At 63.8% G+C, this 26,955-nt stretch carries 25 protein-coding genes and 2 pseudogenes; 10 read left to right on the top strand and 17 right to left on the bottom strand.

The window, feature by feature from the left end:
- Positions 1–20: 20 nt before the first annotated feature.
- The 4 genes from LB520_RS23255 to LB520_RS23270 all read right to left on the bottom strand — a co-directional run bounded on the left by LB520_RS23255 (position 21) and on the right by LB520_RS23270 (position 4,697).
- Positions 21–863: a transporter substrate-binding domain-containing protein gene (locus tag LB520_RS23255; RefSeq protein ID WP_224639526.1), complete on the bottom strand. Its 843-nt coding sequence runs from the start codon at positions 861–863 to the stop codon at positions 21–23.
- 193 nt (positions 864–1,056) lie between these two features.
- The gene (locus tag LB520_RS23260) at positions 1,057–2,052 is read right to left on the bottom strand and encodes an ABC transporter permease (RefSeq protein ID WP_224639527.1); all 996 of its coding nucleotides are present in this window, start codon (positions 2,050–2,052) and stop codon (positions 1,057–1,059) included.
- The gene (locus LB520_RS23265) at positions 2,049–3,614 is read right to left on the bottom strand and encodes a sugar ABC transporter ATP-binding protein (protein ID WP_224639528.1); all 1,566 of its coding nucleotides are present in this window, start codon (positions 3,612–3,614) and stop codon (positions 2,049–2,051) included. Before LB520_RS23265 ends, LB520_RS23260 begins: the two co-directional genes overlap by 4 nt.
- Positions 3,615–3,734: 120 nt before the next feature.
- Positions 3,735–4,697 carry a sugar-binding protein gene (locus LB520_RS23270; RefSeq protein WP_095768035.1) on the bottom strand — a complete coding sequence of 321 codons (963 nt, stop codon included), beginning with the start codon at positions 4,695–4,697 and terminating at the stop codon, positions 3,735–3,737.
- A 693-nt stretch (positions 4,698–5,390) separates the two neighbouring features.
- Between LB520_RS23270 and LB520_RS23275 the strand changes: the two genes are divergently transcribed.
- The 5 genes and pseudogenes from LB520_RS23275 (at position 5,391) to LB520_RS23295 (ending at position 8,686) form a co-directional block, all read left to right on the top strand.
- The gene (locus LB520_RS23275) at positions 5,391–6,413 is read left to right on the top strand and encodes a LacI family DNA-binding transcriptional regulator (RefSeq protein ID WP_140843704.1); all 1,023 of its coding nucleotides are present in this window, start codon (positions 5,391–5,393) and stop codon (positions 6,411–6,413) included.
- A 90-nt stretch (positions 6,414–6,503) separates the two neighbouring features.
- Positions 6,504–6,809 (top strand): DUF1778 domain-containing protein, encoded by a 306-nt coding sequence (locus LB520_RS23280; RefSeq protein ID WP_224639529.1) that lies wholly within the window; start codon positions 6,504–6,506, stop codon positions 6,807–6,809.
- The gene (locus LB520_RS23285; RefSeq protein ID WP_224639530.1) at positions 6,809–7,345 is read left to right on the top strand and encodes a GNAT family N-acetyltransferase; all 537 of its coding nucleotides are present in this window, start codon (positions 6,809–6,811) and stop codon (positions 7,343–7,345) included. Before LB520_RS23280 ends, LB520_RS23285 begins: the two co-directional genes overlap by 1 nt.
- A 12-nt stretch (positions 7,346–7,357) precedes the next feature.
- A pseudogene (locus tag LB520_RS23290) lies at positions 7,358–7,546 on the top strand (LacI family transcriptional regulator); the annotation flags it as partial.
- 63 nt (positions 7,547–7,609) lie between these two features.
- Positions 7,610–8,686, top strand: coding sequence for an NAD(P)H-dependent flavin oxidoreductase (locus LB520_RS23295; RefSeq protein WP_224639531.1), 1,077 nt, complete (start codon positions 7,610–7,612; stop codon positions 8,684–8,686).
- A 69-nt stretch (positions 8,687–8,755) separates the two neighbouring features.
- Here the strand turns inward: LB520_RS23295 and LB520_RS23300 are convergent, their stop codons facing one another.
- Positions 8,756–10,159 carry an FAD-dependent oxidoreductase gene (locus LB520_RS23300; RefSeq protein ID WP_224639532.1) on the bottom strand — a complete coding sequence of 468 codons (1,404 nt, stop codon included), beginning with the start codon at positions 10,157–10,159 and terminating at the stop codon, positions 8,756–8,758.
- A gap of 178 nt (positions 10,160–10,337) precedes the next feature.
- Here LB520_RS23300 and LB520_RS23305 point away from each other — a divergent pair, with 178 nt between their 5' ends.
- Positions 10,338–11,138, top strand: a complete 801-nt coding sequence (locus LB520_RS23305) for a class I SAM-dependent methyltransferase (protein ID WP_224639533.1) — start codon at positions 10,338–10,340, stop codon at positions 11,136–11,138.
- A 19-nt stretch (positions 11,139–11,157) separates the two neighbouring features.
- Here LB520_RS23305 and LB520_RS23310 read toward each other — a convergent pair whose 3' ends face one another.
- A complete protein-coding gene (locus tag LB520_RS23310) occupies positions 11,158–11,862 on the bottom strand; it encodes a helix-turn-helix transcriptional regulator (RefSeq protein ID WP_224639580.1) in 705 nt (234 codons plus the stop codon).
- Between the two features lie 127 nt (positions 11,863–11,989).
- On the opposite strand from LB520_RS23310, the pseudogene LB520_RS23315 reads away from it, so the two are divergent.
- A pseudogene (locus LB520_RS23315) lies at positions 11,990–12,624 on the top strand (LysE family translocator).
- A 21-nt stretch (positions 12,625–12,645) separates the two neighbouring features.
- On the opposite strand, the gene LB520_RS23320 reads toward LB520_RS23315, so the two are convergent.
- The 7 genes from LB520_RS23320 to LB520_RS23350 form a co-directional block, all read right to left on the bottom strand.
- On the bottom strand, positions 12,646–13,737 hold the full coding sequence (locus LB520_RS23320; protein WP_224639535.1) for a 3-deoxy-7-phosphoheptulonate synthase: 1,092 nt from the start codon (positions 13,735–13,737) through the stop codon (positions 12,646–12,648).
- Between the two features lie 259 nt (positions 13,738–13,996).
- Positions 13,997–14,791 (bottom strand): SDR family oxidoreductase, encoded by a 795-nt coding sequence (locus LB520_RS23325; protein ID WP_224639536.1) that lies wholly within the window; start codon positions 14,789–14,791, stop codon positions 13,997–13,999.
- A 29-nt stretch (positions 14,792–14,820) separates the two neighbouring features.
- On the bottom strand, positions 14,821–15,813 hold the full coding sequence (gene iolG, locus LB520_RS23330) for an inositol 2-dehydrogenase (protein ID WP_224639537.1): 993 nt from the start codon (positions 15,811–15,813) through the stop codon (positions 14,821–14,823).
- Positions 15,814–15,890: 77 nt separating this feature from the next.
- Positions 15,891–16,661 carry an ATP-binding cassette domain-containing protein gene (locus tag LB520_RS23335; RefSeq protein WP_140858779.1) on the bottom strand — a complete coding sequence of 257 codons (771 nt, stop codon included), beginning with the start codon at positions 16,659–16,661 and terminating at the stop codon, positions 15,891–15,893.
- Positions 16,662–16,663: 2 nt separating this feature from the next.
- Positions 16,664–17,740, bottom strand: coding sequence for an ABC transporter permease (locus LB520_RS23340; protein ID WP_095768206.1), 1,077 nt, complete (start codon positions 17,738–17,740; stop codon positions 16,664–16,666).
- Between the two features lie 180 nt (positions 17,741–17,920).
- A complete protein-coding gene (locus LB520_RS23345; RefSeq protein ID WP_095768205.1) occupies positions 17,921–18,862 on the bottom strand; it encodes a sugar ABC transporter substrate-binding protein in 942 nt (313 codons plus the stop codon).
- A gap of 487 nt (positions 18,863–19,349) precedes the next feature.
- Positions 19,350–20,381 (bottom strand): LacI family DNA-binding transcriptional regulator, encoded by a 1,032-nt coding sequence (locus tag LB520_RS23350; protein WP_140843569.1) that lies wholly within the window; start codon positions 20,379–20,381, stop codon positions 19,350–19,352.
- A gap of 172 nt (positions 20,382–20,553) precedes the next feature.
- On the opposite strand from LB520_RS23350, the gene LB520_RS23355 reads away from it, so the two are divergent.
- From LB520_RS23355 to LB520_RS23365, 3 genes are read left to right on the top strand one after another with little or no spacing between them, the layout of a single operon-like run.
- Positions 20,554–21,660: a fatty acid desaturase family protein gene (locus LB520_RS23355; protein ID WP_181174824.1), complete on the top strand. Its 1,107-nt coding sequence runs from the start codon at positions 20,554–20,556 to the stop codon at positions 21,658–21,660.
- Positions 21,661–21,702: 42 nt separating this feature from the next.
- On the top strand, positions 21,703–22,017 hold the full coding sequence (locus LB520_RS23360) for a MocE family 2Fe-2S type ferredoxin (protein WP_140674315.1): 315 nt from the start codon (positions 21,703–21,705) through the stop codon (positions 22,015–22,017).
- 5 nt (positions 22,018–22,022) lie between these two features.
- Complete coding sequence (locus LB520_RS23365; RefSeq protein ID WP_140843567.1) at positions 22,023–23,252, top strand: NAD(P)/FAD-dependent oxidoreductase; 1,230 nt, start codon at positions 22,023–22,025, stop codon at positions 23,250–23,252.
- 148 nt (positions 23,253–23,400) lie between these two features.
- Here the strand turns inward: LB520_RS23365 and LB520_RS23370 are convergent, their stop codons facing one another.
- The 4 genes from LB520_RS23370 to LB520_RS23385 all read right to left on the bottom strand — a co-directional run bounded on the left by LB520_RS23370 (position 23,401) and on the right by LB520_RS23385 (position 26,951).
- Positions 23,401–23,688, bottom strand: coding sequence for a GIY-YIG nuclease family protein (locus LB520_RS23370; RefSeq protein WP_224639538.1), 288 nt, complete (start codon positions 23,686–23,688; stop codon positions 23,401–23,403).
- Between the two features lie 173 nt (positions 23,689–23,861).
- Positions 23,862–24,821 carry a DUF1402 family protein gene (locus LB520_RS23375; protein ID WP_224639539.1) on the bottom strand — a complete coding sequence of 320 codons (960 nt, stop codon included), beginning with the start codon at positions 24,819–24,821 and terminating at the stop codon, positions 23,862–23,864.
- Between the two features lie 214 nt (positions 24,822–25,035).
- Entirely contained in the window at positions 25,036–26,346 is a 1,311-nt protein-coding gene (gene hslU, locus LB520_RS23380; RefSeq protein ID WP_224525955.1) for an ATP-dependent protease ATPase subunit HslU, read from the bottom strand.
- 5 nt (positions 26,347–26,351) lie between these two features.
- Complete coding sequence (locus tag LB520_RS23385; protein WP_140843559.1) at positions 26,352–26,951, bottom strand: DUF2585 domain-containing protein; 600 nt, start codon at positions 26,949–26,951, stop codon at positions 26,352–26,354.
- Positions 26,952–26,955: the final 4 nt, after the last annotated feature.

The raw sequence follows: 26,955 nt of genomic DNA on the forward strand, positions 1-26,955 counted from the left end.
TGGCTGCTCCCGTTGCGACATTACTTGGTAATGTCGATCTTGAACCATTGCATGGAATATTTCGACACCGAACCGTCATCGAGCGCGGCCTTGAGCGCCTTGTTGTAGATGTCCTGCAGGTCCTTGTCGGTCTTGCGGAAAGCGGCGCCGATGCCCGGTCCGAGGATCGGGCCACCCTTGAATTGCGGGCCGACGAATTCCAGGTCTTTCGCATCGGGCTTGGCCAGCGTGCCGAGGAAATAGGTGGTATCGGCGAAGGCGACGTCGATACGGCCCGCCATCAGGTCGAGGTCGTGCTCGTCGGTGGTCTTGTATTCATGGACGTTGGCGACATCCTTGAGATATTTGTCGGCGAAGGTCGCCTCCGTGGTCGAGACCTGCAGGCCGACATTCTTGCCGGTGAGCTCCTTGCGCAGCGTGTCGAGCGCCGCCTTGGATTCGGCGTCGTCCTTCGACAGATCGATCATCTTGCCGGTGTTGGACATCTGCGCCAGCGGGCCGTTCTTGTCGGCCAGGAAAGCCACCGGCGAAGAGGCATAGGGGATCGAGAAGTCGATGGTCTTCATGCGCTCTTCGGTGATCGACATGCCGTCCATGACGATGTCGAACTTGCCTGCCGTGAGGCCGGGAATGACGCCATCCCAATCCTGCGCGACGATGCTGCATTCCAGCTTCGCGCGGGCGCAGACGTCGTTCAGGATGTCTACCTCGAAGCCGACGATCTTGCCGCTGGCATCGGTCTGGTTCCACGGGGCGTAGGAGCCCTCCATCGCGACCGTCACGGTCTTCCAGTCCTTGGCCATAGCCGGGGTCGAGCAGGTCAACGCCAGCGCGGCGAGCGCGATCCAACGTGATGATGTCACGGTAATTTCTCCCATATTTTGTTCTTGGAACCCTCAGATACCAATTGCTTAGCCCAGCCCCGATTCTGCGACAAGGGCTGTTTTCCGGTTCACGCGTTGTTGCAATCCGCCCACGAATCCGGCCCTGCCCGCGGCTTCACCGCGAGCATCGATCCAATCGGAACCCGGTCCGGGTGTGGACGGAAGAGCGAGACTACTCCGCCGGCGCGCCGGCGATGCCCCTGCGCGACGCCTCCAGCATCCGGCGCCGGGCGCGGAAGACGCCCCATTGCTGGTCGACCAGCACGCCGATCAGGATCACGCCGCCCATTACCGCGAAGTTGAGCGAGGAAGGAATGCCGAGCAGGTTGACGAGGTTCTGCAACTCCTGCAGCAGCACGGTGCCGAGGACAGCGCCGACCAGCGACCCTTCGCCGCCGCGCAGCGAGAAGCCGCCCAGCACCGCCGCCGCAATGGCATAAAGCTCATAGAACTGGCCGTGGCTCGCCGGCGAGATCGAGCGCGTGTACATGGCGAAATAGATCGCCGACAGCGCCGTCAGCACGCCGCAGATGACATAGGCGGCGATGATCACCCGGCCCGTGCGGATGCCGGAATATTTCGCCGCTTCCTCGTTCTTGCCGATCGCATAGAGATAGCGGCCGAAGACCGAGCGGTGCAGCACCACCCACATCACGATGGCGATGACGATCAGCGCGATGAAGCTGTTCGGCAGGCCGTAGGAGCGGCCCGCGGTCAGGAACTCGAGCGTCGGGAAGTTCTGCCCGAAGGCGAAGCCGGCCGTGCCGTCGGCGGTATAGAAGCGCGCCACCCCGCGATAGATGAGCAGGCCGCACAGCGTCACCACGAAGGGCTGCAGTTTCAGCCGCGTGATCAGCCAGCCATGCACGAAGCCGATGATGGCGCCGAGCGCGAGGATCAGCACGAAGGCCAGCGGCCAGCTCACCTCGCGCACAGCGATGAAGTCGATGAACAGCGTGCCGAGCAGGGCGATCACCGAGCCGACCGACAACTCGATGCCGCCAGTGATGATGACGAAGGCCTGGCCGATCGAAAGGATGCCGAACAGAGCGACCAGATTGGAGGTGTTGGCGAGGTTGATCGCCGACAGGAAGCGCGGATTGATGGCCGTCACCACCGCGCCGACCACCAGAATCAGGATCAGCAGGCCGAGATCTTTCTTGCTCATTGCGCTCCTCCCGCCGCTTGCAGCAGTTTCGGCTTCTTGCCGACCGCCAGCAAGAGCACGTTCTCCTGGCTGAAATCGTCCTTGTCGAGGATGCCGGAGATCTGCCCCTCATGCATGACCGCGATGCGGTCCGACACGCCGATCACTTCTTCCATGTCGCTGGAGATCATCAGCACGGCGACGCCGGCGTCGGCCAGCGCCCGCATCAGCCCGTAGATCTCGGCCTTGGCGCCGATGTCGATGCCGCGCGTCGGCTCGTCCAGGATCATCACCTTGGGGTTCATCGCCAGCCATTTGGCCAGGACCACCTTCTGCTGGTTGCCGCCCGACAGCGTGCCGGTGCGGGTGAGCACCGACGGCGCCTTTATGCCGAGGTTCTTCTTCTGCTTTTCCGCCGTCGCGAGCTCGGCGCCGACCGATACCAGCGAGCGCCTGGCATGGGCCGGCAGGTTGGGCAATGAAATGTTCTGCGCGATCGAGAGATCGAGCAATATGCCGGTGAGCTTGCGGTCCTCCGGCACGAGGAAGATGCCATTCGCCACCGCGTCGGCCGCTGATGTCACATTCAGCGGCTTGCCGTCGAGCGTGACGCTGCCGGCCAACCGCTCTTCGATGCCGAACAGCACGCGCGCCAGCTCCGTGCGGCCGGAGCCGACCAGGCCCGCCAGGCCGAGGATCTCCGCGCGCCTCAGTTCGATGCTGACCGGCCGGTCCGGATAGGTGCTGGTGCGGATCGCATCCGCCGACAGGGCTACGCTGCCCGGAGCCCGCGCGGCCTCGCCGGCCTTCTCGCGCTCCTTCAGCATGCGGCCGATCATCAGCCTGACCATCTCGTCGTGATTGATGTGGCTCTTGGGAAGGGTGCCGGCCAGCGTGCCGTCGCGCAGCACCACGACGCGGTCGGCGACGCGCTCGATCTCATGCAGCCGGTGCGAGATGAAGATGACGCTGATGCCTTGCGCCTTCAGGCCCTTGATGACGTCGAGCAGCTTTTCGGTTTCCGCCATCGGCAGGCTGGAAGTCGGCTCGTCGAGGATGACAAGGCGCGCCTTGATCGACAGCGCCTTGGCGATCTCGACCATCTGCTGCTGCGCGAGCGACAGCGACGCCACCGGCGCCTCGGCCGAGAAATTGGCGCCGACGCGCTTTAGCAGCGGCGCCACCATCTCGCGCAGTTTCGCGCGGTCGACCAGCCTCAGCGGCCCGGCGCGCAGCGGCTCGCGGCCGAAGAAGATGTTGGCGGCGACGTCGAGATTTTCGAAGAGGTTCAATTCCTGGTGCACGAAGGCGATGCCGGAGCCGATGCTCTGCTCGACGGTCAGCGCGTCGTGCGCCGCGCCATCGACGGTGATGGTGCCGCTGTCCGGCCGCGTCACACCGCCGAGGATCTTCATCAGCGTCGATTTGCCGGCGCCGTTTTCGCCGACCAGGCCTATGACCTCGCCGGGCCGGACCTCCATCGAGAATCTGTCCAGCGCCACAACGCCCGGATAGGTCTTGCGCACGGCCTCGAGGCTCAGGAACGGAGCAGTGGTCGGTTGAGTGGAATCGGTAGAGGTCATCACGCCATAGTTTACCGCACGGGGCAACAGCCGGTGGCCACAGACTGACGGGCCTTGGCGGGTCCGTCAATACGAACGCCGGCTCAAGGCGAACCTTGAGCCGGCGCAACTGTGCTGAGCTTACTTGCCCTGCATCGCCTTGAGGTTGGCGGCGTAGGCGTCCACATCATCCTTGCCGATGATCTTGGTCGGGATGATGATCAGGTTGTTGGCCGGGATGCCCGACTTGTCGCCCTTGAGGTAGGAAGCCATCAGCTTCATGCCCTGATAGGCCCATTCGAACGGCTGCTGCACCACGGTCGCGGCGACGGTGCCTTCCTTGACGCCGCCCAGCGTGATCGGATCGTCATCGAAGCCGACGACGGTGATCTGGCCGAGCTTGCCGGCGTCGCGCAGCGCTTCATAGATGCGCGGCGTGTTGTAGGAATAGAAGCCGACCATGCAGGTGATATCGGGGCTGGCGACCAGCGCGTCCTCGACGTTCTTCTTGGCACGCGCCTGGTCGATGTCGTCGCCGCGCACGTCGACCAGCTCGATCTTGCTGCCGGCGAGCCCGTCTTTCATGCCCTGGATGCGCTCCTTGGCATTGTCGGCGCCGAGCAGGCCGACGAAGCCCAGGCACTTGCCGCCGTTGGGCATCGCCTTCTTGGCGATCTCGGCCGCCTGTTTGCCGGCATCGACGTTGGAAGAGCCGATATAGGCGACGCGCTTGGTCTGCGGCGCATCCGAGTCGGTGGTGAACAGCGCGGTTTCCGACGCAATCTTGTTCAATCCGTCGGTCGAGGTCTTGGGATCGACGGCCGAGACCATGATGCCCTTGACGCCTGCCGTCACCAGATCGTCCATCAGCCGCTGCTGGATGGCGACCGAAGACTGTTCCGGATATTTGAGCTCGAGATTGTAGTCGGGCAGTTCGCCCTGCGCCTTCTTCACGCCGGCTTCCGCCGCCTTCCAGAAGTCTGACGCACCGTTGACGACAAAGGCCAGCGTCGGCTTGTCGTCGGCGCGCACACTGGCGCTTACCGACAGGCCTAAAGCCAAGGCCGCCGCGGCGACGGATGCGTTGCGTATCATGGACTTCATAGTTCAACCTCCCTTGTAGAACTCTTCGCTGATGTCTCGGCTGCGGCGCGGATAACCCTCCTCCTCAAGGGTGTGGCAAAGGTCCGCCGACTTAAGAACGGTTCCGATCCGGCCGCGGTCGAGACACTAGACACTCATGTGGCATTCGTAAATAGTCCGATTTGTCTGACATTTTCGTGAGGATGGACACGCGCCCAAACCGGCGATCCCGCCGGCTTTCGAGCGAGCATCCTTCGCACTTTGCCGGCACCGAGCGGAAGCCCGGACGGTTACGACGAGTTGACAGTAGAACGCTTACAGCTATTAGTAAAGAGTATTAGTTTGGGGCTGAGGCGCGTGCTTTCGAAGCGGAGGAGACGCTGGTCGAAAGATGCGCCGAGAGTGAGGAGAGCACGTGCGCAAAAGCGTTCTATCGCACGGAAACCAGTAGGAATTGTCAGCGCTGCTGACCTTATCGGACTGATTTCGTCGCGCCGCGGCGCGGCCGGCGATTTGCATGTCGCGCATGATAATACTTATTATCAATAGTGTGTTTCAGATGAGCGTGCCGACCATCTTGCCGTTGCAATCGGCCTTTGCTTTGGAGCCGGCCGGGTTTGGGAACCGACCATGAGTGAACCGACGGAACTGCGCGATCCTCCCGGGGCTTCCAGGCGCCGCAAGCCGGCCGCCAAGCCCAAAGGACGTGTCACCATGACCGACATCGCGCGCGCCGCCGGCTGCTCGCAGGCGACGGTCTCGTTCGTGCTCAACAATTCGCCGGGCATCAGGCTGTCGCAACAGACACGCGACCGGGTGATCGAGGCGGCCAGAGCGCTGGGCTATTCGCCGCCGGTCTTTTCCGCGCTGCGGCCGCCGGTGACGCCCTTCGAGGGCCTGGATGGCGTCATCGGCTTCGCGGTCGACCAGCTCGCCACCAGCCCCGAGGCGGTGGTCGCCATCGAGGGTGCGCGGCAGGCCTCGTGGAACGCCGGCAACGTGCTTCTGGTGGCGCAGACCATGGGCGACGCGGTGATGGAGCCGCGCGCCATCCAGGCGCTGACGGGGCGCGGCATCACGGCATTGATCTATATGACCATCTTCACTCGCGAGATCGCCGCGCCGGATTTCCTCTACAGCCTCGAGATGCCGGTCATCCTGCTCAACTGCTACACCGCCGATTATGCCTTCCCGGCCGTGGTTCCCTCCGAGATCGCCGGCGGCCAGAGCGCGACGAGACACCTGATCGGCCATGGCCATCGCCGCATCGCCACCATCACCGGCGAGCCGTGGATGCAGGCGGCGCAGGATCGGCTCAAGGGCTATCGCCGCGCTCTAGCCACCGCCGACATCCCGTTCGACCCGGAACTGGTGGTCGAGGGCGACTGGTCGGCCAGCGCCGGCTATGCCGCGACGGTCAAGCTGCTCGGGCTCAAGGACCGGCCCACCGCCATCTTCTGCCAGAACGACCGCACCGCGATCGGCTGCTACGAAGCGCTGAAGGAAGCCGGCCTGCATATCCCGCAGGACATCTCCGTGGTCGGCTATGACGATGAGGAGATCGCCCGCCATCTGTTCCCGCCGCTGACGACCTCCATCCTGCCGCATCTGGCGATGGGCCAATGGGCGATCGAGCAGCTGGAGACGCCGCCGACGCCCGGCCGCGGCCGCTATCCGATCACCAAGCTGGAGTGCCCGCTGGTGGAAAGGGAGAGCGTGGCAGGCGTGAAGGGATAGGATGTCCCAGATCGCCACTTCACGGCCCGGAACGTATTGACATTGTACTGACAATCGCTAGATATCTGACCCTGACACAGGAGGATTTCGATGGCGCAGTCCAGTCATGCTGGCAGCAATCGCAACGCAGTTCGCAAGGATGATGTGATTCAGATCCGCGCTTCGGCCGAGACGAAGGCCATTCTCAACCGCGCCGCGAGCTTGCGCGGGCAAAAACTGTCGGAGTTCATGCTGGACAGTGCGCGCAAGCAGGCTGAGGAGACCATTCTGGACCAGCGTGCCTTCTTTCTCGATGCCGACGCGCATGAGAAATTTCTTGACCTGCTTGATGCTCCGAACAAGCCGTCGCAAGAGCTTCGCGCCCGCATCACGCGCAAGCCAGCCTGGGAGCGCTGATGCCCGCTGGGCAATCGCAAGGCCCGCGAGTCCGCGCTCCGGAACGGCTGACCATCAGTCATGATGTCGCAGAATTTCGCAACGGCAGGCATCCCACCCCTGATGACTGGCTGCGAAACCGTGCCCTCGGCGGCGAGGGATTGTCTGCCCGAACCTATGTCGTCTGCGACGCGGGCACGAAAAATCGTGTCGTCGGTTACTACGCGATCTCCACGGCGATGGAAGAACGGGTCGCGCTGCCAAGCGCCAAGCTACGCCGGGGCATGCCTGAACAGGTTCCTTTGCTGCTGATAGGCCGTCTGGCGATCGATCAGGCGTTCCAGGGAATGGGCCTCGGGGGCGACCTGCTTTCCGATGCGCTGCGGCGTTGCCTCGCGGTTTCGGACATTGCCGGGGTTCGTGCCGTGGTGGCACACGCCATCGACGACGACGACGTTGGTTTCTACCAGCGTCACGGCTTCACTATGTCTCCGCTGGGCGAGCGCGTCATGCTGATGCCGATCGAGACGATACAGGCGCTGTTCTCGAAAACTTGAGGCGAGTTGCATGACGAGGAGATCGCCCGCCATCACTTCCCGCCGCTGACGACCTTGCAGCATCTGGCGATGGGCCAATGGGCGATCGAGCAGCTCGAAACGCCGCCGACGCCTGGCCGCGGCCGCTATCCCATCACCAAGCTGGAGTGCCCGCTGGTGGAACGGGAGAGCGTGGGGAGTGTACCCGCACAATTCCGATGACCCGGCCCCGAGACCGGCCTATGATGAGTGAGCGTGTGTTCCTTCCCAACAGGAAAAACGCTCATGTGGCCGAACCGCCGTTTATGCGATCTTTTCAAGATCGAGCATCCGATCATCCAGGCGCCGATGGCGGGCTCGGCGACGCCGGAACTCGCCGCCGCGGTGAGCAATGCCGGTGGGCTGGGGTCGCTCGGATGCGCATCGATGCTGCCGGATGGCCTGCGCCACGTTGCGCGCCAGATGCGCGCCTTGACCGTGCGTCCCTTCAACCTCAACTTCTTTGTTTTTCCCAGACCCGACACCGGCGACACCGTGCTGACCCAGGTCATCGACAGGTTGCGGCCCTACTATGAGGAGCTGTCGCTCGGCGAACCCTCGCGGAGGCTTCCGCCGATCGGACCAGGTTTCGACGAAGAAAAGCTTGGACTGCTGCTCGAGATCCAGCCGCCGGTCGTGAGCTTTCATTTCGGCATTCCGGATGTGGCTGCCATCGGCAGGCTGAAGCAGGCCGGGATCGCAATCATCGGCACCGCGACGAATGTCGCCGAGGCGCGCAAGCTCGCCGACGGTGGAGCCGACGCGGTCATAGCCCAGGGCTGGGAGGCGGGAGGTCACCGCGGTTCGCATGCTCCCAATGGTCCTGGCGACGGCGTTGGAACGATGGCACTGGTTCCCCAGGTCGTCGATGCCGTCGAACTCCCGGTCATTGCCGCGGGAGGCATCGCCGACGGCCGCGGCATAGCGGCCGCTTTCGCGCTTGGCGCCAGCGGCGTGCAGATCGGCACCGGCTTCCTGTCCTGCGACGAAGCCGGCACGGACGCACCGCGCCGCGCCCTGATCCGCACGGCGACCGACATGGACACGATGGTCACCGATGCCTTCACCGGCCGCGCGGCGCGCGCGAGACGCACCCGCTACGCCCTGGAAATGGAGGAGAGCAGGGTGCCCGTTCCGGACTTCCCGCAAATGGTCGCGCTCAGCGCTCCGCTCGGCGGCGACAAGGATTTCACCTTCCATCTCTATGGGCAGGCGGCGGCGCTGAACAGGGAGCTTCCGGCCGGACAACTGGTGCGAACGCTCGTGGCCGAAACGGGCGAAGTGTTCGACGCTCTCTCGACCGGCAAAACGACGCCTGCGTGAGCGAAGTCTTCGTCGTCGACGTCCCCGATAAGCTTTTAACCCGCCAGTCGACTCTGGATTGCGGAAAGATCAGCCGGCAAGTAGCGATGCCATACGGTCGCGATCGATGATGTTGGGATTCGGCGGCAAGGGACGACCGTCCAGTTCGGCCAGTTTTGCCGCGACATGCGGTCTGGCGACGACATCCTGCGGCAGCGAAACGCACATGGCGATCTCGATCACGCCGCGAAACACGTCAGCATCCTCGCTTGCGGCGGCGAAAAGCCGGGCCATGACCGGATTCGGCGGCGGAACAGGAAGGCCGTCCGCCAGGGCGTCCATCTCCGCGATCCGGGCACGGTCGGCGGCGATCTGGTTGCGATAGAACGGGCCGACCTGGCGCTCGGTCTCGACATCGTATTCCCGCGAGAATTCGGCAGGGTCGCCGATGTGCCGGCGAGCGATATTCCTAAGCACCTGCGCGTGCAGAAGGCCGACGCTCAATCCCCGCCCGGCGGACGGATTGGTGCAGGCCCAGGCGTCGGCCACAGCCGCAAACCCGGTGACGACAGGCTGGCCGTCGACGACAAACCGCCGGTAGCGGTCGAGAACGCCCGCCATCAGAAGGACATGCGTGATTGGCTCGCCGTCAAGCCAATGGGCTTGCATCGGACATGCCGTTGCGACACGGTGGAAGGTGGCGGCGTCGCGCAAAGCCCGCATGGCCTTGTTTCTCGCGGAGGTGAACAGGGTGACCGACCAGGTGTCGTTGTCGCCATCCAGCGTGAGAATCGAGAACAGTCCCATCGGAGTGAGCAGGCGGCCCTTTCGGCGCGGCCGCTGCTTGCCCGTAAAATAGCGAGTGAAATAGACGAAATTGCTGTCTTCAGCTTCCTCGCTCGGACTGCGGCCTCCGGCCGCAACGATCCATTCGCAGGCAGGGCTTCGCCGCCCCATCGCATCAACCACCAGGTCGGCGCGAATCTCCTCACCGGACATCGTGCGAACGCCCGCAATATGCGGCACGCCGGGAATGGCTGAGGCTCCCGTGATCAGCTCGCGAACCTTGATCCCCCGCCGGACGGTCACATTGGGCGCAGCTTGCGCCATCTCTGCTGTGGCCCACTCGATCACCGGCCGCCGGCCGGTGACGAAGCGCATGGCTTCGTCGCCCGGGCGGGGCGCCCTGTCCATTATTGTCGGGGGCAACGATCGGGGGTCGAAGAAGTCCATCCAGACGCAGCCGGCACGCAGCAAAATATCCGTCAGCCCCGGCAGCTCCTGATCGGCGACCATCCGGAAACGCGAGCTGAGGTTGTGAGGCTGCCTGAACTGCGCAACGCCGGGGCGCTCCCAGTCCCATCCTTGACTGGAACTCGAAGGCCGGTCCGCCGGATCGGCCTCGAGGACCGTCACGTCATGACCATCGCGGCCAAGCATGGCCGCCGTGCACAACCCGATTACGCCTCCACCGCAAATCAGGATCTTGCTCACCCCGTCCCCCAATTTTCGCGAGGGTCCGGCGCCATATTAGCTTCTGTGCACAGTCCCGGCAACGTGCCGGGCCGCCAGGGCCCACCGCTTGTGTGCGGTCACGGAACGATCCGCTGCTTTGGCTGCTTGGCATGGCTTCCGTGGAAGTCTAGGCTGACATCAGCGAAGGGAGGGCGGGATGACATCAAGTTTCACCGTTCACGCGGCGTCGGGCTATGAGCAACTGATGGGGCGCTGGAGCCGCAGGCTCGCGCCCAAGTTCATCGATTTCGCCGGTCTGGCCGGCGGCGAAAAAGTCCTCGACGTGGGTTGCGGCACCGGCAGCCTGACCTTCGAGCTGGCGAAGTCAGGCGATCTCACCGATATCCAGGCCATCGACTTCTCGCCGGTCTTCGTCGCGGCGGCGAAGGACAGGAACACCGATCCGCGCGTCACCATCCAGCAGGCGGATGCCACCGCCTTACCGTTCGCCGATGATGCGTTCGACCGCGCGCTGGCGCTGCTGGTGCTGCACTTCGTGCCGGAGGCCGGCAAGGCGGTGGCCGAGATGCGCCGCGTGACGCGGCCGGGCGGTGTGGTCGCGGCCGTGGTCTGGGACCATTACGGCGGCATGACCGGGATGCGCATGATGATCGACACAGTTGCGGCGCTCAGCGAAAGCGGGCGTCAGCTGCGCAACCGCTATTGCTTCCAGCCGATGATGCAGCCGGGCGAGATGAAGCGGACCTTTGTCGAGCAGGGTCTCGTCGATGTCACCGAGGCCGAGCTGATGATCCGCATGGACTACGCGGATTTCGACGACTTCTGGACGCCGATCGGCGCTGGCGAAGGTCCGCTCGGCAAATATATGACCACGCTGGACGCGGCCGAGCGGGAGCGTGTCGAGGCCGCCGTCCGCGATGCCTATCAAGCCGGTCGACCCGATGGCCCGCGATCCTTCGCCAATGTCGCCTGGGCCTGCCGCGGCATCGTTCCCTGAGACATAAGGCGGCAACGCGTCAGTTGCCGGCGGCCGCCGGGGCGTTGATCTCCCAGCCGTCGACCCACACTTGCCGCAGCCGGTCGCCTTCGCCCTTGAACCATCGGCCGGCCGCCCGGCAATCCTCGATGCGGTCGCTGCGGAAATTGCGGATGGCCTGCCGCAACTCGCACCAGGCGACGATGTTGGCGGTTTCGGCATAGTAGATCAGGGCGACCGGGCGAATGATGCGGCCGGTCGGCCGTCCCGCCTCGTCGCGATAGGAGAGGCTGAGTTTCTCCTCGTCGCGGATGGCGCGGCGGACCAAAGCGAGGTCGACGGCCGACGCTGAGGGCGCGGCAAAGCCCCAGGCATGGAGCGCATTGGCGTCGAGCGTCTGCCGCAAAGGCTGCGGCACGACGCCGGCGATCTTGGCGCCGACGCGTTTCGCAGCCTGCTTGAGTTCGTCGTCGCCTGTGCGCTCCAGCAACGCCAGCGACAGGACGATCGCTTCCATCTCCTCGATGGAAAACATCAGCGGCGGCAGGTCGAAGCCAGGGCGCAGTATGTAGCCGATGCCGCGCCCGCCCTCGATGGGCACGCGCATCGCCTGCAGGGCCGCGATGTCGCGATAGACCGAGCGTACGGTGACTTCCAAATGCCCGGCGATCGTCGCCGCCGTCACCGGCTTCTTGGCCAGACGCAGGATCTGGATGATCTCGAACAGCCGCGAGGCCTTGCGCATTTCCTTGGCCCGATCAGAACGCAACTGACACATCCCCGTCAGTTGGAGTGACCTATAGAGTCGCCTACCCGCTTGAAAAGCAACAGATTCCTTTTCGCGCAAGCAGATAATGCGACAGGCAACTGACATGAGCTATGGCGAAAATCTCTGGCTGTTCTTCGTGCTTCTGTTCGGCATCATCGCCGTTCCGGGCATGGACATGCTGTTCGTGCTGGCCAATGCGCTGACCGGCGGCAGCAACAGGGGCTTGGCCGCCACCGCCGGCATTATGCTCGGAGGCGCCGTGCACACGCTGAACGGCGCGATCGGCGTCGGGCTGCTCATGCATTTCGTGCCGATCCTGTTCACGCCCCTGCTGATCGCCGGCGCCGCCTACATGGCCTATATCGGCATTTCGCTGATGCGCAGCTCGATCACCGTCGGCGACAACGGACCAACGGGGAGCCGCTCGGCCTGGAAGGCGTTTCGCCAGGGCCTGGTCACCTGCCTGATCAATCCGAAGGCCTATCTCTTCATCCTTGCCGTCTATCCGCAATTCCTGAAGCCGGCTTACGGTCCGATCTGGATGCAGGCGACGATCATGGGATTGCTGACGGTCGCCACGCAAGCCGCGATCTATGGCGGGCTCGCCGTCACGGCGGGGCGCAGCAGGCAGATGCTTGTGGCCAATCCCCGCGCGACCGTTCTCGCCGGGCGCATGGCAGGGCTGCTGCTGTTTGCCGTTTCGATATTCACGGCCGGGAAGGTTTGAGGGCGGCGTGATCGCCGCCCTCTCCATTTCGCTCAAGCCGCACCCTGCCGGCTGGCGAGCATTTCGCGCTTCACGGACCGCCGCCATTCGACGGCGCCGGCGAGGCCGTGCAGCACCGTTTCCGTGGTCGCCCAGTCGATGCAGCCGTCGGTGATGCTCTGGCCGTAGACGAGCGGCTTGCCGGGCACGACGTCCTGCCGGCCGGCGACGAGATTGCTCTCGATCATGACGCCGATGATGCGCTCGTCGCCCGCAGCGACCTGGCCCGCCACGTCATGCGCGACCTTCGGCTGGTTCTCCGGCTTCTTGGCGCTGTTGGCGTGGCTGACATCGATCATCAGCCGCGGCGCGACGCCGATGCGGCCAAGCTCGGCGGCAGCGGCGTCGATGCTTGCGGCATCATAGTTCGGCTGAATGCCGCCGCGCAGGATGACATGGCAATCCTCGTTACCGGTGGTTGCCGCAATGGCGCTGCGGCCGCCCTTGGTCACCGCCATGAAATGATGCGGCTGGGCGGCCGATTTCACCGCCTCGCCGGCGATCCTGAGATTGCCGTCGGTGCCGTTCTTGAAGCCGACGGGACAGGAGAGGCCCGAGGCCAGCTCGCGATGGATCTGGCTTTCAGTGGTGCGCGCGCCGATCGCGCCCCAGGCGACGAGGTCGGCGATGTATTGCGGGATGGTCATGTCGAGGAATTCGGTCGCCGCCGGCAGGCCGAGATTGTTGACGGCCGACAGAACGTTGCGCGCCATGCGCAGCCCCTTTTCGATGTTGAAGCTGCCGTCGAGGTCGGGATCGTTGATCAGGCCCTTCCAGCCGACCGTGGTGCGCGGCTTTTCAAAATAGACGCGCATGACGATCTCGAGCCGGTCGGCCAGGGCCTCGCGCAGCGCCGCCAGACGGCTGGCATAGTCAACGGCCGCGACCGGATCGTGGATTGAACATGGGCCGACGATGACAAGCAGTCGATCGTCGGCCCCCGAGAGGATCGAATGGATGGCGTTGCGCGAGGCGGCGACGGTGCGCGTCGCGGTGAGCGAGCGCGGTATCTCGCGCATCACCTCGTCCGGCGTGCTCAAGGCTCTGATTTCGGTGACCCGAAGGTCGTCTGTGGTGGTCAACACGGCTTTCTGCTCCCGGTTTAGGAGACCTGCCGGCTCAAACAAAAAAAGCCGCCAGGTCTGGCGGCTTGTCGGATTTTCGATCTGGAGTTTTCAGATCGAGCGCAATCCTCCCGCCGCCAGCGAGCTGAAATAAAAGTACCAAAACGAGGCGGTCAGGTGGATCATGCGGTTCATATAGTCGATACCGAAGCGCTTGTCACGTGTCTCGTTTGACGCAATTCCGAACGGAAAACCGCTTCACACTTTTCCTGGAATTGCTCTACTCCCCGACCACCCCGGCTATGTTCTGATCATAGTCGACCAGCGAGCCGGTCATGACGCCCGCCTGCGGGCTCAGCATGTAGGTGATCAGCCGGGCAAGCTGCGCGGGCTTGACCAGCTGGCCCATGGGCTGCGCGGCCTCGGCCTTCTCCAACCAGTCATCCGACGCTCCGTGCCATTTTTTCTGCACGATCGCTTCGCCCTCGGTGTCCATCCATCCCGGCAGCACCGCATTGCAGCGGATGCGGTTCCGCCGATAAGCGCTCGCGACATTCTTGGTCAGCGTCATCAGCGCGCCCTTGCTGGTCGAATAGGGTGTCAGGAAGGACTGGCCGGCATGCGCCGACATCGACAGCACGTTGACGATCGAGCCCGGCGCCTTGCGTTCGAGCAGATGCGCGACGAGGCCCTGCATCAGGAAGAAGGGGCCGCGCACGTTGGTGTCGAAGATCTGGTCGAAGAGTTCCTCGGTGGTCTCCACTAGCGACCCCCGCGCGGAAGTGGCGGCGGCGTTGACCAGCGCGTTCAGCGTTCCGAAATGCTTGATCGCGGTCTCGACGGCGCGCTTGCAGTCGGCGACCTTGGCGACATCGGCGCTGATGAAGATGGCGTCGACGCCGTTCTTCTTCAGCGCCGCGACCGCTCTGTCGCCCTTTTCCTGCGAGCGGCCGATCAGCGCCAGCGCGCGGCAGCCCTCATCGGCAAGCGCTTCCGCAACCGCGAAGCCGATGCCCTGCGCGCCGCCGGTGACGATGGCGCGCGTTTGTGAATTGCGACCGGCCAAACCGTTCATCGCTCTGCTCCTCAATCCGTATTCAAATTTCAATCGACGCGGACGGTCTTGCCCGTCTTGGCCGACTGCAAAGCCGCGTCGGCCAGCTTCAGCGCGATCAGCCCGTCCTTCCCGCTCGGCGCCGCCTTCTTGCCGGCGGTTGCCGCGGCGATGAAAGAGGCGATCTCGTTGGCATAGGCGTCGATGTAGCGGGTCATGAAGAAGTCGTGCAGCGGCGGACGGGTGTAGCCCTTGTCGTTGGCGAGCTCGATCGACACCGGCCGCTGGTTCTCGGCCGCGACCATGCCCTTGGAGCCGTGCACCTCGATGCGCTGGTCGTAGCCATAGGTGGCGCGGCGCGAATTGGAAATGACGGCCTGCTTGCCGGAGGCGGTCTCGAGGATGACGCTGACCGAATCGAAATCGCCGGCTTCGCCGATTTTCTTGTCGACCAGCACCGAAGCATGCGCGCTCACCGCAACCGGCTCCTCGCCGAGCAGGAAGCGCGCCATGTCGAAATCGTGGATGGTCATGTCGCGAAAAATGCCGCCCGAGCGGGCGATGTAGTCGAGCGGGGGGGCGCCCGGATCGCGCGAGGTGATGGTGACCATCTCGACGGTGCCGATGGCGCCGTCGTCGATCGCCTTGCGCACGGCGGCGAAATGCGGGTCGAAGCGGCGGTTGAAGCCGACCATCAGCGTGGCCTTGGTCTCCTCGACAACGGCCAGGCATTTTTCGACCCGCTCGACGGAGAGATCGATCGGCTTCTCGCAGAAGATCGCCTTGCCGGCCTTGGCGAAGCGCTCGATCAAGTCGGCATGGGTGTCGGTCGGGGTGCAGATGATGACGGCGTCGATGTCCTTGGCCTGCTCGATGGCATCGATCGTGCGCACTTCGGCGCCGTAGGCGGAGGCGAGGTCGGTCGCCGCTTTCTCGAAGGCATCCGCCACGGCAACCAGTTTTGCCTGCGGATTTGAGCCGACGGCGCGGGCATGCACCTTGCCGATACGACCGGCGCCGAGAAGAGCGAAGCGGAGAGTCATGGAATATCCTTCGTGATGGTTCAGAAAGCTGTCCGCGCCGCCGGCGCGGATGATTGGTTGATCCGTCGCGGCGTCCGTCAGGCGGCCTGAAGCTCCGCCTGTCCGGTCTTGGCGCCGGTGATGTAGGCGACGATGTCGTTGCCGTCGGTGTCCTGCTTGCGCAAATTGGCGACGATGCGGCCGCGGCGGAAGACTACGATGCGGTCGACCAGGTCGAACACCTGGCGCATGTTGTGGCTGACCAGGATCAGTGGCTCGCCGTTTTCCTTCAGCGTACGGATGATGTTTTCGACCTGCGCGGTTTCCTGCACGCCGAGCGCTGCCGTCGGCTCGTCCATGATGATCAGCTTGGAGGCGAAGGTCGCGGTCCTGGCGATCGCCACGCACTGGCGCTGGCCGCCCGACATGTGGCGGATGGTGCTGGAGAGGTTGGGGATCTTCACCGCCGTGCGGATCAGCGCCGCCTCGGTCGCCTTGCGCATCGCCTTGCGGTCGAGGATCGAGAACGGCCCGAGGTTGAAGAGTACCTTCTCACGCCCAAGGAACAGGTTCGACGGCACGTCGAGATCGTCGGCCAGCGCAAGGTTCTGGAACACGGTCTCGATGCCCGCCTCGCGCGCCTCGATCGGGCCGGCGAAGTTCACTTCCTTGCCGTCGAACCAGATCTTGCCGTCGGTGCGTTGCTCGACGCCGGTGATCTGGCGCACGAAGGTCGACTTGCCGGCGCCGTTGTCGCCCATGATGGCGACATGCTCGCCCTTGCGCAGCTCGAAATTCGCCTCCTGCAAGGCGTGCACGCCGCCATAATGCTTGGTCAGGTTTTCGGTCTTCAGAACGATGTCGGACATGGTCAAGCTCCTATCGCGCGGCGGCGCTGGCGCCATTGATCGAGAACGACCGCGCCGACGATGATCACGCCCTTGACCATCTCCTGATAGTAGGCGTCGAGGCGCAGGAAGGTGAAGCCGGAAATGATGACGCCGAAGATCAGCGAGCCGATGACGGTGCCGATGATGGAACCGCGGCCGCCCGACAGCGAAACGCCGCCGATGACCGCCATGGCGATGGCGTCGAGCTCGTACATGACACCCATGCCGGCCTGGGCGGTGAGGTTCTTGGAGCAGAGCACCACGGCGGCAAGCGAGGCGAGGATGCCGGCGATGGCGTAGACCAGCACCTTGTGATTGGCGATCTTGATGCCCGACATGCGCGCGGCATCCTCGTTGGAGCCGATCGCATAGCAATGCTTGCCATATTTCGTATAGCTCAGGATAAGCTGGAACAGGAGCGCCAGCGAGATGAAGATGACGACAGGCATCAGGCCCTTGCCGATGGCCGCGAAGCTGTCGGTCGGGAACGAGATCGGCTGGCCCTTCGACCACCATTTTGCGATGCCGCGGGCGGTGACCATCATGCCGAGCGTGGCGATGAACGGCGGAATGCGGGTATAGGCGATCAACAGGCCGTTGATCAGGCCGGCGATCAGTCCGCAGCCGATCGCGACCAGCACCGGCACGATGACCGGCAGGTCGGTCCAGCCATAATCGATGAACATCGCCTTGGGATTGGGATTGCCGTTGACGGTCGCAACCTGCGCGAAGCTCATGGCGATCATGGCGGTGGCGCCGACGATCGAGCCCGAGGACAGGTCAATGCCGCCGCAGATGATGACCTGGGTGACGCCGATGGCGATGATGCCGACGATCGAGACCTGCAGGATGATGATCTGCAGGCGCTGCTCGTTGAAGAGGCCCGACACATTCTCGCGCGTGTTGAACAGGAAGCTGTCGCCGAGGAAGACGCGGCCGATCAACTCGAAGGCGACGACGAGGATGACCAGCGCCAGGAATACGTTGAACTCGGCCGGCCATGGACGCTTCTTGGCGTCATAGCTCAACCCGCCAATGCCATGCGATGTCTGTGACACGTCTTCTTCCTCCGAATGACCGCGCCCCGTTCTCCCGCCCTGTCGGGCGGGAGAGGAACAGAGCGGCGCCGCTTCGCCAGCAGCCGATTTCAGCCAGTCCGATGCGTCGCGGCACCACTCCGCGGTTTGTCTTCACGCAATTCCGTACCGAAACCGTTCCTGGAATTGCGCCGGCGCGCCTCAGTTCTTCTTCAAGAACTTATCGATGTTCGCCGGAGTGACGAGCTGGAACGGGATATAGACCTTGTGTTCCACCTTTTCGCCCTTGGCGAGCTTCAGCGCCGCATCGAGCGCACCGGCGCCCTGGCCGGCAGCGTCCTGGAAGACCGTCACGTCGAGGTCGCCTGCCTGCATCGCGGCTAACGCGTCCTGGGTGGCATCGACGCCGCCGACGACCACCGACTTCATGTCGATGTTGGCGGCCTTCATCGCCTGGATGGCGCCGATGGCGCTTTCGTCGTTGTTGGCGATGACGCCATCGAACGCCTTGCCCGACGACAGCCAGTTGGTCATCAGGTTCTGCGCCTGGTCACGATCCCAGTTCGAGGTCTGCTTGTCGATGATCTTGATGAAGCTGCAGTCCGGCGTGGCGATGACTTCCTCGATGTCCTTGGTGCGCTGCACCGCGGCCTGGTTCGAGAGCTCGCCCATGATCACGTAGACATTGGCTTCCTTCTTGCCGGCTTCCTTGAACAGGCGGCAGGCTTCCTTGGTCTCGAGCGTGCCGGATTCCGCCTCGTTCGACGCGACGAAAGCCTGGTTGTCCGGCAGCTGGTCGACATTGACCGGCTGGCGGTTGACATAGACCAGCGGGACCTTGGCCGCGGCGGCCGCGTCCGACATTGCCTGGGTGGCCGAGGTGTCGACCGGATTGACGATGATGGCGTCGACACCCGAGGCGGCGAAGTTCTTGATCTGGTCGAGCTGCTTGGCCACGTCGTTCTGCGCATCCTCGACCTGCAATTCGACGCCGCTCATGCCCTTGGCCTGCGCGATCATGCCGTTGCGCAGCACGGTCAGGAAGTTGTCATCGAACTTGGCCATCGAAACGCCGATCTTGGCGGCGAAGGCGGATGAACACATCAGCGCCGAAAGCGCGACGCCCAAAAGCAGTTTCTTCATTTTATTCTCCTCCACTTGGTGTCCGGCTGCACCCATTTGAACCGGAATCCCCGGTTTGCCCGGGGAATCTCTCCTGCGGCCATGCGGCGTCCCAACTCGACTGGAACGCCTCTTCCTCCGTTCGCACAGGCGTTCCGGAACGAAAGAACCAAAAAGCCTAGTTAGTGAAATATTTATTCCATTTCGTTTTGGAAACGTCAAGGGCGATTCCGACGAGATTGGCCGGTTTTTCGGTCCCGATCGTCGAAACCCGAGCCCGAATCGAAGCAAATCGCCATGAAAGAATCCATCAGCCTGATGGATTCTTTCACATCGACGCCATTGCAAACGCCGGGAATTGTCTGAAGCCGCCCCAACCTCGTCATTCTATGGTGAACTATGGCGAAGCAAGGAGCGAATCGACGCGATGGGCGCTTCGGCCAATCTCCAACGCGTGCCGCCTGCCAACGCAAACGGGCGACGGATCAAAATTCCTGCGGCGGAGCTACTAGATGTTTTCCGGCAGATAGATATCGAAGGGCAGGAAGGTCTGCCCCGGCGCATTGGCGGCGCCGCTTTCGATGGCATGGGCCATCAGCCCCAGGAGTTCCCGGCAGAGCGCGGCGAGCGGCGTCGAGATCACCATGGTGAGGATGTTGTCGGCAAGTGCTGCGCGCGAGACGGCGTTGATCTCGTTGCAGATGACGACCGGCATATCGGCCGGGTTCGCCGTTCTCAGCGCCGAGACGGCGCCTTCCATGCCGCCGCCGGCGACATAGCAACCGGCAAGATCGGGATGGCGCGCCAGAAGATCGAGCATGGCGTCATGCGTCACGTCATTCGCCTCGAGGTTGACCAGCGTTTCCATCACGGTGAAATCCGGCGCGTGCTCGCGGAAATAGGAGCGGAAGCCGATCTCGCGCAGCTCGTGGCCATGGAAGCGGTGGCTGCCGACGAAGAGCGCCACCTTGCCCGGCTTCCTGGCGGCCTTGGCGATCATCCATGCGGCGCTGCGTCCGACCTTGCGGTTGTCGAGACCGACATAGCCCTCGCGGATGCCGGCGGCAAAATCGGACAGCAGCGAGAAGACCGGCTGCCCCCTCGCCTTCAGCGCCTCCACCACCGCCGTCAGCGTCGGGTGATCCGGGCCGACGACAGCGATGGCTCTCGACTTGGCCGCCAGCCTGCGCATCTGGCCCGCAATCTCATCGGGCGCCAGCGACGTGGCGAAGTCGATCGCGGCAGTGCCGCGGAAACGTTGCGACTGCGAAACCGCCAGCTCGAGCTCCCTGGCAAAATCGCCATAGAAGACGTCATTGCCCCTCAGCAGCAGGAAGCCGAGCCGGTATTCCGGCAATTCCTGGCGCATCCGCTGCTTGATCAGCCCCGCCGCGTGGTAGCCGATTTCGGTGGCGGCCTCATACACCCGGTGCGCCGTCTCCTCGCGCACCGGCAGGCGGCTGTTCAGCACCCTGTCAACGGTGGCGACGCTGACGCCCGAGACGCGCGCGAGATCGCTAATGGTCGGCCGCTTTGCCATGAATGCTCCATTGCCTGTCCGACTCAGCATATCTCACTCTGATAGGAAATGATAGAAACTATCTTCCTGATGTTGAGACTATCATGGGCCGGCGGTATGGTGAAGTGGAAGCCGGCCATGAACGAGCCCAGACCTGCCAAACCGTTCGCCAGGCGCTGTTGGAGGAAGCTCAATGACTGCCATGACGTCTTCGTCGGCGTCGCCACGCGACTACAGCCTGACCGGCCGCGACGCCAAGCTCGCGGTCGAGAACGGGCTGGCGGCGGCCGAGTGGTACCATACCGAGATCCCGCGCAAGCAGATGAAGGAGCTGATGCAGCGCTCCGACCAGCCGGCGATCCGCGACACCATCATCTGGCTCGGCGCGCTGATCCTCAGCGGCGCGGGCGGCGCCTGGTTCTGGGGCAGCTGGTGGTGCGTGCCATTCTTCTTCGTCTATGGCACGCTCTACGGGTCCTCGACCGATTCCCGCTGGCACGAATGCGGCCATGGCACGGCCTTCCGCACCCAGTGGATGAACGACGCCGTCTACCAGCTCGCCTGCTTCATGATCATGCGCAATCCGGTGACATGGCGCTGGAGCCATACACGCCATCATACCGACACCATCATCGTCGGCCGCGATCCCGAAATCGCCGTCATGCGGCCGCCGGATCTGCTGCGCGTTGTCTTGAACTTCTTCGGCATTCTCGACGCATGGCATGCCATGATCGACATGCTGCGCAACGCCGCCGGCGTCATCAGCGCGGCGGACAAGACCTTCATCCCCGAACAGGAACAGCCGAAGGCCATCCGCGTCGCCCGCCTATGGCTCGCCATCTATATCGCGACCATCACCCCGGCGCTCTATCTGCATTCCTGGCTGCCGCTGCTGCTGATCGGCCTGCCCCGCCTCTACGGCGCCTGGCATCACGTCATGACCGGACTGCTGCAGCATGGCGGGCTCGCCGACAATGTCATCGACCATCGGCTCAACAGCCGCACCGTCTACATGAACCCGGTCAGCCGCTTCATCTACTGGAACATGAACTACCATGTGGAGCACCACATGTTCCCGATGGTGCCCTACCACGCGCTGCCGAGGCTGCACGAGATGATCAAGCACGATCTGCCGGCGCCGACGCCGTCGATCCTGGCCGGCTATCGCGAGATGATCCCGGCCTTCCTGCGCCAGCTGCGCAACGAGGATTATTTCCTCAAGCGCGCGCTGCCGCCGACGGCGAAGCCCTACCGGGAAGAGCTGCACAACGACAATCCGGTGGCGGCAGCGGCCGAGTGATCTGCCGAAGAGCTTAACCAACCGATTTTCGCGGAGAACGAGATGAGCGACTGGGTCGAGGCCTGCGCGGCCGGAGACATCGACGAAGAGGACGTGATGCGGTTCGACCATGCCGGCCGCACCTTCGCCATCTACCGCAGCCCCGACGACGAATATTTCGCGACCGACGGGCTGTGCACGCATGAAAAGGTGCATCTGGCCGACGGGCTGGTGATGGACGACATCATCGAATGCCCGAAGCACAACGGCCGCTTCAATTACAAGACCGGTGACGCGCGCGGCGCGCCGGTCTGCGTCAACCTCAAGACCTATCCGGTCAAGGTCGACGCCGGCAAAGTTCTTGTTCAGGTCGGGTGACGCTGATGACGGGAGGAATGGTGGTCATCGGAGCTGGCGAATGCGGCGGGCGCGCCGCGCTCGCCCTGCGCGATCTCGGCTTCGAAGGGCCGGTCACGCTGGTCGGCGACGAGCCGCATCTGCCCTATGAGCGGCCGCCGCTGTCGAAGGAAGCGATGACTGGCGAGGCGCTTTCGATCAAGGCGATCGCCACCGACGCGCTGTTCGCCGAGCGCGCGATCCGCCACATCCATTCCGTCCGGGCCGTCGCGATCGATCGTGCCGCGCATGTCGTGCAACTGTCGGATGGATCCTCCCTTTCCTATCAAAAGCTTTTGCTGGCGACCGGATCCGTGCCGCGCACGCTGCCGATGCCGGGTCTCGGAGGGCGTTGCGTCTATCTCAGGACGTTCAACGACGCTTTGGCGATTCGCGCTCATCTCAGCGCCGGCAACCGCGTCGCCATCATCGGCGGCGGCTTCATCGGCCTCGAGCTTGCCGCCGCGGCGCGCAAGCTCGGCGCCGCCGTCACCGTCATCGAGGCCCAGCCGCGCATCCTGATGCGCGGCGTGCCGGCCGAGATCGCCGAGATCATCCACAAGGCGCATGAGGCCGAGGGCGTTGCGATCAGCACCGGCCAAGGGATAGCGGCGATTGCCGATGACGGCGCGGAGGTCAGCATCACGCTGGCCGACGGGCAGGCCATCGTCGCCGATCTCGCGGTGATCGGCATCGGCGCCGTGCCGGTGACCGCGCTTGCCGCTGAGGCGGGACTGGCGATCGACAACGGCATCGCAGTCGACGAGCAGTTGCGCACCGCCGACCCGGATATCTTCGCCGCGGGCGACTGCTGCTCGTTCCCGCTTGCCGTCTATGGCGGCCGGCGCGTGCGCCTCGAAGCCTGGCGCAACGCCCAGGAACAGGGCGCCTTGGCCGCGAAGAACATGCTGGGCGCCGAAGAGGCGCATGCCGCCGTGCCGTGGTTCTGGTCGGATCAGTATGGGCTGACCCTGCAGATCGCCGGGCTGTCGGACGAAGGCAAGAGTATCGTGCGGCGCGACCTCGACGACGGCGCCTTCATCCTGTTCCACTTGGCCGAGGATGGCAGGCTGGTGGCCGCCAGCGGCATCGGCCCCGGCAATGCGGTGGCGCGCGACATCCGGCTGGCGGAAATGCTGATCGCCAAGCGGGCGAGCCCGGCGCCGGAAGCGCTCGGCTCGCAAGCGGTCAAGCTGAAGTCGCTGCTGGCGGCGTGATTTTCCCTAATCGGGGGAGGTCGCGCTGCCCCTCATCTGCCTGCCGGCATATCCTTCGTCATTCTAGGGCGGAGCAAGGAGCGAAGCGACGCGCGCAGACCCTAGAATCCATGCCGTGACGCACGAGCACCGCAGCGGCGCAGAACGATCACCAGCCAATTCCGCGAAAGAGCTCGAACCATTCCGGGTTGGCTTTCTCTATGAGCTCGACCTTCCATCGCCGTGGCCAGCGCTTCAACGACGTCTCACGCTGAATGGCATCGGCGATGTCGAAATACTCCTCGTACCAGACCAAACGCTGCACACCATAGCGGCTGGTGAAGCTGGAGCCTTGGCCAGTCTTGTGCTCCGACATCCGACGCGCCAGGTTGTTGGTGACACCGATATAGATCGTGCCGCCTTTCTGGCTTGCGGTCATGTAGACACAGCCGGTCATCTGGCGATCTTAGCTGGCGCCGTTATCGGCGGCTATTCTGGACCGCTGCATTCTCCGGCCAATGTCACGGCATGGATTCTAGGGTCTGCGCGCGTCGCTTCGCTCCTTGCTCCGCCCTAGAATGACGAAAGGATGGGGTCGCGGGTCTTGAGGGGCAGCGCGAATGTGACGCCCTAAAACAGCGCCTTCAGCTCATCCAGCTTGTCGTTGACCAACCAGCCGTAATAATTTTCTTCGGGCAGCTTTTCCGGCTCGCCGGCGGCGCGGCGCTTGTCGTTCTCGGCCTTCAGAGCATAAGCGCGCTCTTCGGGGTTGCCGACATTGTAGAGCGTGGCGGTCAGGCCCGGATTTTTCGAGATGTCGAAGCCGGCGATGCCGCGGTAGGCGTCGATGGACTTTCTGATGGTCGCGGCGACGTAGGGCAGCGTCAGGTCCGGGTCCATGATGGTCTTGTAGACCGCGTTGGGATCGCTGACGTCGAGCCTGGGCAAGCCTGAGACCTTGTGCACGAGGTCGCTCATCTGCAACGCAGTCAGCGGGTTCAACTGGCCGAGGCCGAAGGTCTGGCCGGCATAATAAGGCTGGAAGAAGGTGGCGCCGAAGCGATCGTTGGGGAAATCCTCGCCGCCGACGCTCTTGCCGCGGAAGGCGCGGTTCCACACCTGCTCGCGGCATTCCCAAAGGTCGTAGCTGTCGTCCATGCCGGCGCATTTCTCGAATTCCGGCCGCTGGATGAAATCCGAGACGTCCTCGCCGTGATAGGCGAAAGAGAGCTTGCTCGACAAATAGGAGATCGCCTTCACGTAATAGGTCTGCAGACGGTCGTAGGCGTCGACATTGTAGGTATGCTCGCCGACGATGGCGCCGACGATATGCATGGGATCGATACCGTAGGCTGCTGCCGCCTTCCTGATCTTGCCGCGCAGCTCGGCATCATTCTGCAACAGCGCGTAGACCTTGCGGTACTTGGCCTGGAAGGTGGTGTTGGTGGCCTGGGTGCGCCGGCTGGAGGCGCCTGGAATATCCGGCTGCACGCTGTTGCGGTTACCTGGGGGCACGATGGTCGCGGCATCGGCGGTTGCCACCGCCGCCGCCAGGGCCATGCCGAGAAAAAGCAGGATAAGTTTCTTCATACGCCGCCGCCTTCGAATGCGCGGCAAACTAGGTAAAGCGCATGGCAGAGTCGAGAGAAGGCTTCGAGCTGCTAGCGAAAATGGTGGCCAGATGCTTCCATTTGGCCACACTTTGGATTGGAAGGGCGTTTCAGGCCGGCCTGAGCCGGCCCGAAATTGGGGCATTGGACGGGCGTTTCAGGCCGGCCGGAAGCCAGCCCGAACCCGATAGAGCTTAAAGAATAAACCGCGACAGGTCGGTGTTGCGCGACAGGTCGCCGACATGCTTCTCGACATAGGCGGCGTCGATGGTGACGGCCGTGCCGTGGCGGTCGGGCGCGTCGTAGGAAATCTCGTCCAGCACACGCTCCATCACCGTCTGCAGGCGCCGGGCGCCGATGTTCTCGACGCTGGCGTTGAGATCGACGGCGATGCCGGCAAGCGAATCGATGGCGTCGTCGGTGAAGGTCAGCTCGACGCCTTCGGTCTTCATCAACGCGATATACTGCTTGATGAGGCTCGCCTCAGTCTCGGTGAGGATGCGGATGAAATCCGCCTTCTCCAGCGCGCGCAGCTCGACACGGATGGGCAGGCGGCCCTGCAGCTCGGGCAGCAGGTCGGACGGTTTGGAGACATGGAAGGCGCCCGAAGCGATGAACAATATATGGTCGGTCTTGATCGGCCCATACTTGGTCGCGACCGTGGTGCCTTCGACCAGCGGCAGCAGGTCGCGCTGCACGCCTTCGCGCGACGGGCCGCCCGAAATGTCGCTCCTGGCGGCGATCTTGTCGATCTCGTCGAGGAAGACGATGCCGTCATTCTCGGCCGATTCCAGCGCCCTGCGCACCACCTCGTCCTGGTCGAGCAGCTTGTCGGACTCGTCGTTGACCAGCACCGCGTAGGAATCGCGCACCGTGGTCTTGCGGGTCTTGGTCCTGCGGCCGCCCATCGCCTTCGACAGCATGTCGTTGATGTTGAGCACGCCGACATTGGCGCCCGGCATGCCGGGGATCTCGAAACCGGGCATGCCGCCGGTGCCGGTGTCGGCCACCTCGATCTCGATCTCCTTGTCGTCGAGCTCGCCGTCGCGCAGCTTCTTGCGGAAGGAGTCGCGGGTCGCCGGGCTCGCCGTCTTGCCGACCAGCGCTTCCAGGACGCGTTCCTCGGCGTTGATCTGGGCGCGCGCGGCGACGTCCTCGCGCATCTTCTCGCGCGTCAGGCCGATGGCGACCTCGACGAGATCGCGCACGATCTGCTCGACATCGCGGCCGACATAACCGACCTCGGTGAATTTCGTGGCCTCGACCTTAACGAAGGGCGCGCCGGCGAGCCGCGCCAGACGCCGCGAGATCTCGGTCTTGCCGACCCCGGTCGGGCCGATCATCAGGATGTTCTTCGGCATCACCTCTTCGCGCATCTGGCCTTCCAGCTGCTGGCGGCGCCAGCGGTTGCGCAAGGCAATGGCCACGGCGCGCTTGGCGTCCTTCTGGCCGATGATGAAGCGATCGAGTTCCGAAACGATTTCGCGGGGAGAAAATGTGCTCATATTACTCAAATTCCACTTTGCCACTGCCTGATAAACTCGAACGGATGCAGCAGCATGATCACGTTGAGCGTCAGATTGTCCCGGATGATGTAACCCGTGCCGAACTCGAAGATGAGCGCCAGGGCCACGACCACCCATATAGGTAGCTTTCGCGCCATCACAAATCCCAGCGCCATGAACAGCGTGTCGGACACCGAGTTGATGATCGAGTCGCCGTAATAGTTGAGCGAGATGGTGCCGGCGCGATAGCGGTCAATGATGAAGGGGCTGTTTTCCAGGATCTCCCAGCCGCCTTCGATGAGGACGGCGAAGGCGAGCCTTAAGCCCACTGGCGAGCGCGGGAACAGCGCCCAGGCCAGCGCATAGAACAGGAAGCCGTGGATGATGTGCGAGAAGGTGTACCAGTCGGCGATGTGCTGCGAATTCTCCGAACTGTTGACCACGCCATGCCAGAGCTTGACGTAGCCGCAGGTGCAGATCGGCGGATGGCCCATGCCGTACAAGGCGCCTGCCTGGAATATGATAAAGGCGAGCACGAGCAGCAGGCCCATGCGCCAACTGTTTTCATAGGCCGAAAGCGTCTTGTCCCCTCCGGATGCGGTCATTCAA

Origin of the sequence: Mesorhizobium sp. CA12 (genome assembly GCF_020165255.1) — a bacterium.
In the GTDB taxonomy this organism is placed as follows: domain Bacteria; phylum Pseudomonadota; class Alphaproteobacteria; order Rhizobiales; family Rhizobiaceae; genus Mesorhizobium.